This window comes from Apilactobacillus nanyangensis (assembly GCF_016861915.1).
Taxonomy (GTDB): domain Bacteria; phylum Bacillota; class Bacilli; order Lactobacillales; family Lactobacillaceae; genus Apilactobacillus; species Apilactobacillus nanyangensis.
Genome location: NZ_BOLX01000018.1, coordinates 14,772 through 27,634 on the forward strand (window position 1 = coordinate 14,772; position 12,863 = coordinate 27,634).

General features: G+C 37.8%; 11 protein-coding genes and 3 other annotated features. Of the genes, 2 read left to right on the top strand and 9 right to left on the bottom strand.

All coding sequences use genetic code 11. The annotated features are described in order from the left end of the window. Positions 1-92 precede the first annotated feature (92 nt). From JUD45_RS06505 to JUD45_RS06535, 7 genes are all read right to left on the bottom strand, one after another. Entirely contained in the window at positions 93-827 is a 735-nt protein-coding gene (locus JUD45_RS06505) for an amino acid ABC transporter ATP-binding protein (RefSeq protein WP_034530595.1), read from the bottom strand. After that, entirely contained in the window at positions 811-2,301 is a 1,491-nt protein-coding gene (locus tag JUD45_RS06510) for an ABC transporter substrate-binding protein/permease (RefSeq protein ID WP_138727247.1), read from the bottom strand. Before JUD45_RS06510 ends, JUD45_RS06505 begins: the two co-directional genes overlap by 17 nt. Next, positions 2,291-3,691: an argininosuccinate lyase gene (gene argH / locus JUD45_RS06515; protein WP_203619880.1), complete on the bottom strand. Its 1,401-nt coding sequence runs from the start codon at positions 3,689-3,691 to the stop codon at positions 2,291-2,293. Before argH ends, JUD45_RS06510 begins: the two co-directional genes overlap by 11 nt. Next, complete coding sequence (locus JUD45_RS06520; RefSeq protein WP_203619879.1) at positions 3,681-4,982, bottom strand: argininosuccinate synthase; 1,302 nt, start codon at positions 4,980-4,982, stop codon at positions 3,681-3,683. The genes argH and JUD45_RS06520 overlap by 11 nt, the downstream gene beginning before the upstream one ends. Before the next feature lie 48 nt (positions 4,983-5,030). Next, positions 5,031-5,252 (bottom strand) — a binding site (T-box leader). A 33-nt stretch (positions 5,253-5,285) separates the two neighbouring features. Continuing rightward, positions 5,286-5,514 (bottom strand) — a binding site (T-box leader). A gap of 49 nt (positions 5,515-5,563) precedes the next feature. Next, positions 5,564-5,786 (bottom strand) — a binding site (T-box leader). A 51-nt stretch (positions 5,787-5,837) separates the two neighbouring features. Further along, positions 5,838-7,163: a C1 family peptidase gene (locus JUD45_RS06525; RefSeq protein WP_138727250.1), complete on the bottom strand. Its 1,326-nt coding sequence runs from the start codon at positions 7,161-7,163 to the stop codon at positions 5,838-5,840. A 14-nt stretch (positions 7,164-7,177) separates the two neighbouring features. Next, positions 7,178-8,494, bottom strand: coding sequence for a C1 family peptidase (locus JUD45_RS06530; RefSeq protein WP_138727251.1), 1,317 nt, complete (start codon positions 8,492-8,494; stop codon positions 7,178-7,180). 23 nt (positions 8,495-8,517) lie between these two features. Further along, the gene (locus JUD45_RS06535; RefSeq protein WP_138727252.1) at positions 8,518-9,855 is read right to left on the bottom strand and encodes an aspartate aminotransferase family protein; all 1,338 of its coding nucleotides are present in this window, start codon (positions 9,853-9,855) and stop codon (positions 8,518-8,520) included. Positions 9,856-10,084: 229 nt separating this feature from the next. Between JUD45_RS06535 and JUD45_RS06540 the strand changes: the two genes are divergently transcribed. Further along, positions 10,085-10,768 carry a hypothetical protein gene (locus JUD45_RS06540; protein ID WP_138727253.1) on the top strand — a complete coding sequence of 228 codons (684 nt, stop codon included), beginning with the start codon at positions 10,085-10,087 and terminating at the stop codon, positions 10,766-10,768. 25 nt (positions 10,769-10,793) lie between these two features. Here JUD45_RS06540 and lepB (JUD45_RS06545) read toward each other — a convergent pair whose 3' ends face one another. Next, entirely contained in the window at positions 10,794-11,429 is a 636-nt protein-coding gene (gene lepB, locus JUD45_RS06545; protein WP_187155845.1) for a signal peptidase I, read from the bottom strand. A gap of 15 nt (positions 11,430-11,444) precedes the next feature. Continuing rightward, entirely contained in the window at positions 11,445-12,083 is a 639-nt protein-coding gene (gene lepB, locus JUD45_RS06550; protein ID WP_138727255.1) for a signal peptidase I, read from the bottom strand. Between the two features lie 226 nt (positions 12,084-12,309). On the opposite strand from lepB (JUD45_RS06550), the gene JUD45_RS06555 reads away from it, so the two are divergent. Then, entirely contained in the window at positions 12,310-12,759 is a 450-nt protein-coding gene (locus tag JUD45_RS06555) for a hypothetical protein (RefSeq protein ID WP_138727256.1), read from the top strand. Positions 12,760-12,863: the final 104 nt, after the last annotated feature.

Below are 12,863 nucleotides of genomic sequence, written 5' to 3' on the forward strand. Positions count from 1 at the left end.
TGTGTCATGTTTAGTTTTATTGTACAAAATAAAATGAGAATAATCAAAAAGACCAACATATATGTTGGTCTTTTTACGTATTTATAAACAGATTAAATCATTTTACTTAAAAAACGTTGGGCATTAGGGGTTTTAGGATTTTCGAAGAAGTCTTTAGGTGCTTGTTTTTCTTGAATCTTGCCTTCATCCATAAACCAAATTTCGTCTGAAACATTCTTAGCGAATTCCATTTCATGAGTAACGATAATCATGGTCATGTCCTTCTTAGCTAAGTCTTGCATAACACTTAGTACTTCACCAACTTTTTCAGGGTCCAATGCTGAAGTTGGTTCATCGAATAGAATTACTTCAGGATCCATGGCTAATGCACGTACGATTGCGATACGTTGCGCTTGTCCACCTGATAAGCTATCTGGGTATACGTTTGCCTTATCATCTAGGCCAACGGTCTTAAGTAGTTCGTGCGCCTTTGCTTCGGCGTCTTCCTTACTCATCCCTTTAACCTTGATAGGCGCTAGTGTGATGTTATCGATAACTGTCTTATTTTCAAACAAGTTAAAGCTTTGGAACACCATTCCGATATGGGTTCTTAATTGAATTAGTTCCTTTTCAGAACTACTTACTAGGTCTTTACCATCCAATAGAATCTTTCCAGAAGTTGGTTCACCTAGCATGTTAATGCAACGAAGGAAGGTACTCTTACCGGCACCAGAAGGACCCAAAAGTGAGATTACTTCACCCTTGTGGACTTCAGCATTGATGTCAGAAAAGATGGTATTATTTTTGAATTTTTTGGTTAAATTTTCAATTTTAATCATTGGTTCCATGGCTAATCTTCCCTTCTAAGTGTTTCATGATTCTAGAAATTGTAAATGTGATTACGAAGTAAATAATCATAATGACAGCGATTGGTGCGACACCTAAGTAGGTATCAGCTTGGACAGCTCTCATTTGATACATTAGTTCTCCAACCCCAATTACGGATGCTAGTGAACTATCCTTAATCAACGTTACTAGTTCGTTACCAAGTGCAGGCCAGATGTTCTTGAAGGCTTGTGGTAACACGATGTATTGCATTGATTGTTTCTTGGATAGACCAAGTGATAATGCTGCTTCGCTTTGACCATCAGAGATAGAATTAATTCCCCCTCTAATGATTTCGGCGACGTAGGCTCCAGAGTTAATGGAAATAGCGATAATTCCTGAAGTTAAAGCTGGAACGTTAACGATGGTACCTAGACCAAAGTAGATGAACATAATTTGAACTAATTGAGGTGTTCCACGAATGAATTCGATGTAGCAAACGGCGATTGAGTGTAATAGCCAGTTATGACTTAATCTCATTAGAGCGAAGATTACACCTAAGATGATACCGAAGAATACTGATACCACTGAGATGATCATTGTGTATTCAATACCTGAGATAAAGAAGTTCTTGTATTGCCACATTGTTTCAAATTGTGATTGTGACTTGTTGTTAGTGATGTGTTTTGCAGCTGCTGGAACGAATTTCTTGGTGTATAGGTTATCTTTGTTAACCTTATCAATTGTATTGTTAGCAGCATTTTCTAAGCTAGTAGCACCCTTGAAGAAGGCAATCTTGTTTTGACTTTCTTGACCAGGCATCTTAGCATCAATAATCTTTAATCCTGGGTTGTGGGCTGCGTAAGCTTGTGCTACGGCAGTATCTAGAGGAATGGCTTTGATTTTTTCTGACTTCAAAGCAAGAATTAAATCATTGATGTTTTCCATTCCCTTTAGGTTAATGTTCTTGATACCCTTCTTCACAGCGTCGTATTGTACTGATCCGATTTGAGCCCCGATGGTCTTACCTTGTAGGTCCTTGTATGACTTAATTTTCTTGTCGTCGGCGCTGTTTAATACCAGACTCAATCCTGATGAGTAGTAAGTCTTACTGAAGTCAACACTCTTAGCTCTTTCAGGTGTTTCGTTCATCCCTGCAATAACCATATCAACCTTTTTGGTTTGAAGCGCAACTAGTAGTGAATCAAATCCCATTGATTTAACCTTTAGTTTCACTCCTAAATCTTTGGCGATGGCCTTACCTAATTCGATATCGGCACCATAGACCTTTGAACCACCGTTATCTTTTCCAATAAATTCATATGGAGGATAATCTGGGGCAGTTCCCATTACAATGTATCCTTTTTGCTTAATTTGTTGTAGTGAGTTATCGGAAGCTGATGCTTGAACACTTGGAACAGTTAATGCTGTCACGAATAGTGTTGCAATCATTAGCAACATGGTAATTAACACGGAATGTTTCATTTTATTCTTCATGATTCATTTCTCCCTTTAGTTTTTCTTTCGCTTTTTCAATCTGTTTATGGACTTCATTAAAACCGGTTGACCCATAACTCTTTCTTCTTTGAATTGCGACGTGTGGTTTCAAGTCTTCGTAGATGTCTTTTTCAAACAAGTCTGAATAGTTATGTAGTTGTTCTAATGATAGATCCTGTAAGTAACAATTTTCGTTTATGCATTTGGCGACTAATTCACCGGCGATACGGTGAGCTTGTCTAAATGGTAGTCCTTTAGCTGATAGGTAATCAGCTAATTCAGTTGCGTTTGAAAAGTCTTTTTCGACCGCTTGTAACATCCTGTCCTTATTGACCTTCATTGTCGCAATCATTTCGGTCATTAATTGTAGGATTGGTTCGATGTTTTCGACTGTGTCAAACACACCAGCCTTGTCTTCTTGTAAATCCTTGTTGTATGCCAGTGGCAATGATTTCATTGTCGCTAGTAAGGCGTTTAGGTGACCGTAAACAACTCCGGTTTTACCCCTAATTAGTTCACACATGTCTGGGTTCTTCTTTTGGGGCATGATTGAACTTCCGGTACTGAATGCATCTGATAATTCCACGTACTTGAATTCGTAGCTAGACCATAAGCAAATTTCTTCGCAGAGTCTTGATAAATGCATCATTAGAATAGAAGCATTGCTTAGAAATTCAATGGCAAAATCCCTATCTGATACTGCATCGATGGAGTTATTGTAAGGTGCCTCTAAATCCAACTCGCTGGCTGTAAAATGTGGGTCGATTGGAAACGTTGTTCCCGCTAAGGCCGCAGCACCAATTGGTGACATGTTGGTGTGCTTTTGGTTGAATTCAAACCTGTCGTAGTCACGATCTAACATTTCGTAGTAGGCCATTAGGTAATGGGCAAATGAGATTGGTTGAGCGTGTTGTAAATGGGTATATCCTGGCATGATGGTTTCTAAATTTTCATTGGATAGGTTAACCAATTCACTTTGAAAGCTCCTAATTAGTGCCATGATTTGTGGTAGACGTTTCTTTAGATATAAATGAAAGTCTAGTGCCACTTGATCGTTTCTTGAACGAGCGGTGTGAAGTTTTCCAGCAACAGCGCCAATTTTTTCGGTTAGCACTGTTTCGACATTCATATGAATGTCTTCGTTTTGGTAACTAAAATGAAGTTTTCCTTCATTGAATTCTTCCTTAATTTCTTTTAAACCATTCACGATTTGGTCTTTTTCGGCCTCTGTGATGATACCAACGTGGCTTAACATGGTGGCATGAGCGATTGATCCCTCGATATCTTCGTTTGCCATCTTGATATCAACATTGATTGAGGCGCCGAGCCTCAAGAATAAATCGTTGGCGTCGCCGTTAAAACGACCGCCCCATAGTTTCTCACTCATCAGATTCACCTTCTAACTTGTTTTCAACTAGTACCTTTTCCTTTGTTTGAGTCTTCATAACATCTTTCATGAAGTTTTTTTGTAAGTTCTTTTGTTTTACTTGTGATGCAACTTGAGTAGGTAGTCCCCATAGTTTGATGAAACCAACTGAAGCATTTTGATCGAATGAATCAGCTGCAGTGTAAGTAGCTAGGTCTTCGTCGTATAGTGATTCTTCTGACTTAGAAGCGACTACGTAAACGTTACCCTTGAATAACTTCACTTTAACTGTTCCACTCACTGTGTCTTGTGATGATTGGATAAATGCCTTTAGTGACTTCATCAATGGTGAGAACCATAAACCGTTGTAAGTAAGGTTAGCGATTTGTTGTTCAATCATTGGCTTGAAGTGAGCTAAATCTCTTTCCATAGTTAGGTTTTCCATTGCCTTGTGGGCCTTTAGTAATACGGTAGCACCCGGTGCTTCGTATACTTCTCTGGACTTGATTCCAACTAGACGGTTTTCGATGTGATCAATACGACCGACACCGTGTTCGCCGGCTGCGATATTAATTTTTTTGATAACGTCGACGAAGCTCATTTCAACGCCGTTAACTGCGACTGGTTTACCTTGTTTAAAAGTGATATCCATAAATTCTGGTTGGTCAGGAGTTTCTTCGATTGGTTTAGTAATATCGAAAGCATCTTCTGGTGCTTGGTTCCATGGATTTTCTAGAACACCACATTCATTAGCACGTCCCCAGATGTTTGCGTCGATTGAGTATGGAGAATCTAAATCAATTGGAATATCGATATTGTGTTTCTTAGCAAATTCGATTTCTTCTTCTCTGTTCCAGTGCCATTGACGAACTGGAGTAACCACTGTCAATTTTGGATCTAGAGAATGGATAGCTACGTCGAAACGAACTTGATCGTTTCCTTTACCGGTACAACCGTGACAGATGTATTCGGCACCTTCTTGGTGAGCAATTTCAACTAGCTTTTGACTCATTAAAGGACGAGATAGAGCTGAGCTCAATGGGTATTCGCCTTCATACATTGCGTTAGCGTCTAATGCGGTTAGTAGGAAGTCTTCTGCGAATTCGTCTAGTGCATCAACAACGTATGACTTGATAGCACCAACCTTTAATGCTTTTTCTTTAATTTGGTTTAAATCTTTATGTTCCCCGTAATCTTCACCTACGTTAATGCAGCAGGCAATTACGTCAAAACCTTGTTCAATTAACCATGCGATTGAAACTGATGTATCTAATCCTCCGGAATATGCTAAAACGATTTTCTTTGATTGTTTCATGTGAAACATCCTCCTTTTTTGTATATAAACAACGAAATCTTAATTTCTATAGAGGACGATGTAACCGCGGTACCACCTCACTTCCTAACATCCTCGCGAATGCTAGCTCATAAAGTCAATGACTTCCGCGTTAACGCCGCCGACGTTTGCTTCTACTCATTTCGAAGCTCACTCACAAGTACGATTAATCAAATGTCATTATTAACTCTCATCAACGTTAATTTCTCTGTAAATGATTGGTTTGATTAAATTCTTGATCATCATGCAAATATTTATATAAAAAAAGTCCCCTAGGAATAAATCCTAGAGGACGACTAATCGTGGTTCCACCTCAGTTTCTGACATTCTCACGAACATCAGCTCATAAAGTTTTTTCAAACTTTAACGATAACGCGTTAACGGTGAATTCTACTCATTTCGAATTCAAACTCATAGGTACGATTTAATTAATGTCATCCTTAGCTCTCACCCGGCTTTGCTAAGTTCTCTGTAAATGACTGAATTAATTAAAATTCCTAATCACTGTTTTTTAAATCTTTATTTATTTTTTGGTATAAAAAAATCCTCTTGGATAAGATATCCAAGAGGACGAATAAATCGCGGTGCCACCTCAATTCCTAGCATTCTCACAAATACTAGCTCGAGAAGTTATAATAACTTCAGCGTTAACGCCGCCAACGATTTTTTCTACTCATTTCGAAAAATAACTCTCAGGTACGATTTAATTACCGTGATACTCACTCTCATAACCGTGAGCTTCCTGTGAAACACTGAATAATTAAAATTCCTGTTCAACGTCTTATTTGATTGTCACTTATGTTAATACCTTATTAGAAAAATTGCAACACTTTAATTTTATTCTAATGAATCCCAAGGGGCTAATTCGACCGGAGATTGGCTTAACAGTGCGATTTTGTCATTAGATAAATATTTTTTATTTATTACAATTTCGTATACATATTCGTTCATCCAACCATCGTCCATGATGAAATATCCGTTGACACCATTCTTTGATCCCCACGAATTTTCCACTTTCCATTTAGTTGGTTTGTCATCGACTAAATCGACACCGGTTAATGCAGTGGCATGTGAAACATTAGCTTCATGGTATTGTAGACGTTCTTTTTTACTCATTGATAGATTAACGTCAAAAAGTTCGTCGTAATGGTATAGGTTTTCGGCTAGGAAGCCTTTTTTACGGTCAGATTGACGTGCAATGTCGTTAGCAAACCAAACGGCTTGACCGTCTTTTAATTGCGCAATTGCTGCATTTTTTAGGTTTTCCATTGGTAGATTCAAGAATTCAATCTTTCTACCATCAACCACGTTTTCTTGCGCTGACAAACGATACATCTTGTCGTATTTCTTGTCAGGAGAGTTACTTAAGACAACATAGTCGTCCAAATCAGCATCCGATAGATACTTTTCATAGAATGCCTTAGGTGTTAAGTCACGATCAATGTGGTAATTGTCGTTATCATCCCTATATTCGAAATCAAAAGTCTTTGGTGGTACGCCAAGTGAGTACGCAGCAATCTTGTAAACTTCTGCCAACATTTGTTCTCTGGCGTCGTGGATGTCTTCTTCAGACACACCATCGTTTACCATGTTACGTAGTTTGAACGCATCGTTTCTAAGCTTGTAATTTAAAATTGATTTCAAATCTCCGGTGCTTTCAGAAACGTTGGTTTCACTAAACGCAGTGGTTGGCACAACACCATATTTCTGTACTAGTGATACAGCCATTGCCCATTGGCCACCATCTGCTCCAGGCCCTACTTCTAGGAAGTATTGAACGGTACGATCATCTAATGGCTTGTCAGCAGTGTTTATGATGCGGTCGTAAAAGATGTTAGCACGTTCAATCTTATCCCAGAAGAATAGATAGTTTTGTGATAGTTCGAAGTCTTTTACGTTGTATTTAGCGCCAAATTGATGCTTTAAGGTGTTCAATAGCGCAAACATCCAGCAACGACCGGATTGTTTTTGGTTGGACACCTTACCAGTCTTCACTTCGACAGAAAATACTGGATTTAATTTTTCAATGGCTGTTTCATCATATGAAACATTGCCAATTCCATTTTGTGTAACGGTTCTTTCTAAAATCGCATTGGTAGGATTTTCATCGTAGGCCACACGTAATTCTTTTAAGTCTTGTTCGGTAATCTTTGTTTCAGTCATTGTCTACGTCCTCCTTATACCGCTGCCCATGGGTCTAAATCGACTGGGTTTTGTTCTAGTAATTGTCTTTGTGAATCAGTTAGATACTTCTTGTTGACGATAGCTTCGAAGACGTTATTGTCCATCCAGTTATCGGCCATTACGAAGTAGCCCTTTTCACCGACTTTTTCACCCCAGGAATTTTCAACCTTCCACTTAGTTGGCTTATCGTCGACAATGTCGACACCAGTAAGTGTCATCGCATGGTTAGGAATGTTGTCGTAGTAATCCAAACGTTGTGCCTTATCCATATTCATATCGATATCAAACAATTCAGCACGACGGTATAAATCATCGTCTAATAGACCGTTTTGGCGGTCTGATTGTTCAGTCACGGTATTGGCAAACCAGACAGTTTCACCATCTTTTAGTTGCGCAATTGCAGCATCCTTCAAGACATCCATTGGCATATTCAAGAATTCGACTTCGCGACCACCAACGATGTTTTGACCGGCCTTATTACGGAATAATTGTTCCATTTTACGGTTTGGGTAGTTACCCAAAACAACGTAATCATCTAAATCAATTTCGAAGTATTTATCAAAGAATTGCTTAGGTGTAATGTTGGTATCAACATGGTAGTTTTGCTTGTCATCGCGGTATTCGAAGTCAAATGTTTCACGTGGAACACCACATGCAAAACCGGCAATTTTGTAAACTTCTTTTAGCATTTCCTTACGCTTTTCAGCGATTTCGGCGTCACTTTTACCGGTATGAATCATGTCGCGTAATACCATTGCATCACGACGTAGCTTACGGTTCAATACTTCCTTTAAATCGGATGTATCCTCGGTGACATTGCTTTCAGGAAAGGCAGAAGTTGGCATCACACCGTACTTTTGTACAAGTGCTACAGCCATTCCCCATTCACCACCATCTGCACCAGGTGCAGCTAAATAGCAGCGAAGTTCACGATCGTCGAAAGGTTTGTCAGCAGTATCTACAATACGGTCATAAAAAATGTTGGCACGTTCTACCTTATCCCAAAAGAATAGGTAGCTTTGTGATAGTTCAAAGTCTTTTACGTCGTAGCGTTTTGCAAAATCATGTTTTAAAACGTTTAACAGCGAGAATAGCCAACAACGACCTGAGCGTTTTTGGTTTGATACCTTACCAGTATCGATTTCTACGGAGTATGTGTGGTTTAATTTGGCCACTACTCGGTTATCTTTGGTAGTATTGTTGATTCCGTTTTTCATGACGGAACGTTGCAATACCTTATTTTTTGGATTTTTGTCATATTGTTCACGCATTGCGTCAAAGTCTGCTTGCGTTAACTTAGTATGAGCCATTAATTACACCCCTAATTATCTTATTAATCAGTACTCCAGCCAATTGTCTTATCGAATTGGATACGGCCATTTGCTTCATCATCCATCGCTTGATCGATAACATCAAAAGCCTTTTCTAGTTGTTCTTCGGTAATTACCAAAGGTGGTTGGAATCTAAGCACATTTCCCCTAACGGTAATCATAATTACCCCTAGTTCAAACATACGATAGATTAATTTTGTGGCTACCTTAACGTCAGATTTCCCAGTTTTAGGGTCCACGATATCAATACCACCGTCTAAACCATACATTCTAACGTCGCCGACAAAATTGTACTTCTCTTTCATTCTATCAAAGAATACTTTAGATTTAACGCCTAAACGCTCACTGCGTTCTAGTAGGTGTTCATCTTCAATAACATCAATAGTTGCCATTGCGGCGGCTGTTGTCACAGGGTTACCTGCTGTTGTGTATACGTTCGCAGGTGCATCTAGGGATTCGATAATTTCTTTTTTTCCAATTACGGCACTTAGTGGCAAACCAGAAGCTAGTGATTTTCCAACAGTCATCAAGTCAGGATAAATGCCGTCAAATTGTTGAATTGACCACCATTTACCTGTACGTCCCATTCCTTGGTTAACCTCATCAATCGCAAATAAAATGCCATGTTCGTGGGCAAATTTGTATACTTTCTTTAGGTACTTTTCTGGTGCTTTCACGATTCCTCCATCACCTTGAATTGGTTCAATCAAAATAACGGCAACCTCGTCAGCTGGTAAATATGTATCAAATGGTAACTTAAATTCTTCAAACATACGATCAACAAACTCATCTTCTGTTTCATAAGACTCGCGATACCATGGACTTGGAAATGGTACTTTATAAAATCCACTCATTAATGGTCCCATCTTACGATTCATGTTCAAACTAACTCCTGAAGCACTCATTGAACCGTATGTAGAACCGTGGTATGCTCCAGTGAAGCTAACAACATCTTGTCGACCAGTGTATCCACGGGCAAACTTGATTAGCGCGTCATTGGCGTCTGAACCAGAGTTTCCCCATGATAATTCGGCTGGACCATCAATTGGTGCTAAGTCGGTCAATCGTTTTGCTAGTTGAGCAGCCGGTAAGTTAGCAAAATATGCCGGAGTATATTGAATTAACTTCTTTGCTTGCTCTGAGATAGCTTCAACCACGTGTGGATGACTATGACCAGTATTGGTTGAGGATGCGCTCGCTAATAAATCAATGTATTCGTTTCCCTCGACGTCCTTTAAAATCGCACCTTCACCCGATTCAATTACCATATCAAAGTACTTGATACGTGAAGCTGATGCGAAACTTTCGTCTTCGTCATGCAAAATTTCTTGATTTTTCATATTGAACACCTCATTCCATATATTTATTAGAAAACGATTAATTTCTAATCGTTTTCTAATTTAATTGTAATTAATTATATCTGACTAATTAGAGTTGTCAACATGTGGATAAGTCAAAACTACTTTACAATTAAGTTAAATCAGACGATTTAGCTTGATATTTCTGTATTTACTGGTAAATTATTATATGTATATGAGAATATTTTTACATTCCCAGGAGGAAACTATAATGAAAAAGAAAGTAGCTGCTGCTTTTGCAGCCGTAGGTGCCGTATTTTTAATCGGTACCACTGTCCATGCATCCGCTAACCAAACTTATACTAACCGTAGTGAATTTGTTAACGTCTACAAATATGGAAAATTACGTCACGGTCGTCACACAATGATGAGATACCGTTATTTCAAACGAATTGGTCACTTGCACGTGGGTAACCGCGTACGGTTCAATGGATCAAACTTCCTATTCTTACCAAAATTAGGTGGTTATGTTCCTGAATACCAATTAAAACTTGTGAAACCCGTTAAAAAGGTTAAAAAAGTAAAAAAGGTAGTTGTTAAGCCTAAGAAGACTACCAAGAAAAAGAAAGAGAAAGAGACTAAAAAAGAAATCAAACATGTCAAAAAGGCAGTTATCACTGAAACAAGTGCTTCTGATTTAAGTCTAAGTAACCGTATGTTTGATGACTCAGCGGTAGCTGAATACCAAAAACCAGTTATCAAGAATGCTTCTAAACATATCCATTTTAAGCATCATGAAGATAAGACTCAAAAAGATGCAAAAGATGTTAAGACAGACGGATCTAATGCTGATTTAAACGTTAATACATCATCATCAGACAAGAGTTCATCTGTAAGTAGTGATGCAACAACAACTACATCAGCTGCTATTAGCACTGCATCTGAAGAAAAATAAATACCCAACAAAAAAAGCGTTGAATCTAATTCAACGCTTTTTTATTTTTTAAATCATTAATGTTGTAACGTTGTGTGGCTGTTCCAGACCATGGAAATGCATACACAACCCCTAATATTTTTCTTTGTTCAACAAATCCCCAATAACGACTGTCATTTGAGATTGATCGATTATCGCCTAAAACGAAGTACATCCCTTTAGGGACAATCTTTTCATCTTGGTCATCTACCCATTTTTCTTTAGACAACTTGGCAATATCCCAATTTTTTATCACGTCGCTTTGATATCTGTACCTAGTTCCCACGCTAACTTGTTTTTTACTAATGTAGTTTTGCTTATAAAGCTTGTTGTTTATATATAATTTGCCATCTTTGTACACGATTTTATCGCCAGGAATCCCAACCACACGCTTTACATAGTAGGTGGTGGAAAGCTTTGTTGGATCTTCACCGAATGCATCAAACACAATTACACTATTACGTTTAACTGCACTCTTCTTTAACACCAAAACTCGTTGACCAGTGTGCAAATTAGGATCCATGGAATGACCATCAACTTTTACTACAGTTGCAAAACTCTTGATTAAAAACCACGCAAGGAGCAAGAACAACAGGTAGATAAACCATGATAATAAACCTTTTTGTTTCTCAGTTAATTTCATGGATTAAATTCCCCTTTATTTTGCTAAATCATTAATATTATGACGGTGCTTTGCAGTACCAGACCATGGGAATAACTTAGCAACTCCTAATACCTTGGATTCCTTAACAAATCCCCAGTATCTACTATCATTTGAGACACTTCGGTTATCACCTAACACGAAGTATTCACCCTTTGGTACAACCTTTGCATCTTGGTTGTATACCCATTTAGTGCTGGATAACTTAGAGATGTCCCAGTCTTTGATAACGTCACCATTAAATTTATAACGCGTTCCTACATTTAGTTCTTTTTTACTGATGAAACTTTGGTCAGCAACCTTGTTGTTAACGTATAACTTACCATCTTTGTATGAAACGGTGTCACCTGGTAGAGCGATAACACGTTTTACATAGTAATCATTGGCAGTAGCTTCCGGATCTTCGCCGTGTGCATCAAAAATGATGACGCTATTACGCTTGATTTCAGATTGTTTTAATACCAACATCTTTTCTCCATTGTATAAGTTCGGATCCATTGACGTTCCATCAACAGTCGCCATTGTGAAGAAGTGAGTAATTGTTAGGTAAACTCCTCCTAGTACAACTAGGTAGATTAGCCAGCTGAGGCATTCTTTTAAAAAATTGTTTTTATTTTTTTTGGTAGATTTTTCCATTTTTCGTTGCTCCTAATTTTGATAATCCCATTGTATCATTATTTCGCGCATTGTTTTAAATAATTTCCTTGTGATAATTCGCACTTATAAGTATAATTTAATTGTTAATATTTTAATTATATGATAAAAGGAATGACCTAGTATTAATAAAATCAGAAAACTTAACATACATAAGAACATTCTAGCAGCATTCCTAGTATGGTTTTTACTATCAGTACTATGGGGTATGTTCAACATTGATAAAGAAGCTTTGTCACTACATGTGATTTTAAAGACAAATTTGCTTTCAGCTTTACCACAAATGCTAATCTTTATCGAGGTTGCAGTCTTATACGCAATCATTTCAATGTTGCGTACCAGAATCTTCTTAGCATTTTTATCCATTTATACCGTCTATATAGATGCTTTAAACATGTCAGCAGTAATTATATACATAATATACGGAAACTACTTCTATGCTATTTTTTGGGCGTTTATGTGGATACTACTAACTACATCCATCATTTGCTTCACTATATCTGCAAATCACTCTATTTTAAAACATAGATTAGTAAAGATTAATCAACAAAAATCATCTGAATACTTTAAATATCAATTTAAACTACTTAAAAATGTTTTAGTTCCAGGAATTATCTCATCATTCCTATATACCATTTTAAATAGCTGCATTCGATAATAAAAAGCCGTCTAAACAATGTTTAGACGTGAACTGAACCCCTTGAGTTGGAGAAATCTAACCTAAGGGGTTCTTTTATGTTTTCTAAAGAATTAAAATTAGCT

Coding starts and splice junctions, on each gene's coding strand:
- JUD45_RS06535 (WP_138727252.1), bottom strand. CDS start 9,855: ATGAAAAATCAAGAAATTTTGCATGACGAAGACGAAAGTTTCGCATCA.
- JUD45_RS06505 (WP_034530595.1), bottom strand. CDS start 827: ATGGAACCAATGATTAAAATTGAAAATTTAACCAAAAAATTCAAAAAT.
- JUD45_RS06555 (WP_138727256.1), top strand. CDS start 12,310: ATGTTCAACATTGATAAAGAAGCTTTGTCACTACATGTGATTTTAAAG.
- JUD45_RS06510 (WP_138727247.1), bottom strand. CDS start 2,301: ATGAAGAATAAAATGAAACATTCCGTGTTAATTACCATGTTGCTAATG.
- JUD45_RS06540 (WP_138727253.1), top strand. CDS start 10,085: ATGAAAAAGAAAGTAGCTGCTGCTTTTGCAGCCGTAGGTGCCGTATTT.
- JUD45_RS06530 (WP_138727251.1), bottom strand. CDS start 8,494: ATGGCTCATACTAAGTTAACGCAAGCAGACTTTGACGCAATGCGTGAA.
- lepB (WP_187155845.1), bottom strand. CDS start 11,429: ATGAAATTAACTGAGAAACAAAAAGGTTTATTATCATGGTTTATCTAC.
- lepB (WP_138727255.1), bottom strand. CDS start 12,083: ATGGAAAAATCTACCAAAAAAAATAAAAACAATTTTTTAAAAGAATGC.
- JUD45_RS06525 (WP_138727250.1), bottom strand. CDS start 7,163: ATGACTGAAACAAAGATTACCGAACAAGACTTAAAAGAATTACGTGTG.
- JUD45_RS06520 (WP_203619879.1), bottom strand. CDS start 4,982: ATGAAACAATCAAAGAAAATCGTTTTAGCATATTCCGGAGGATTAGAT.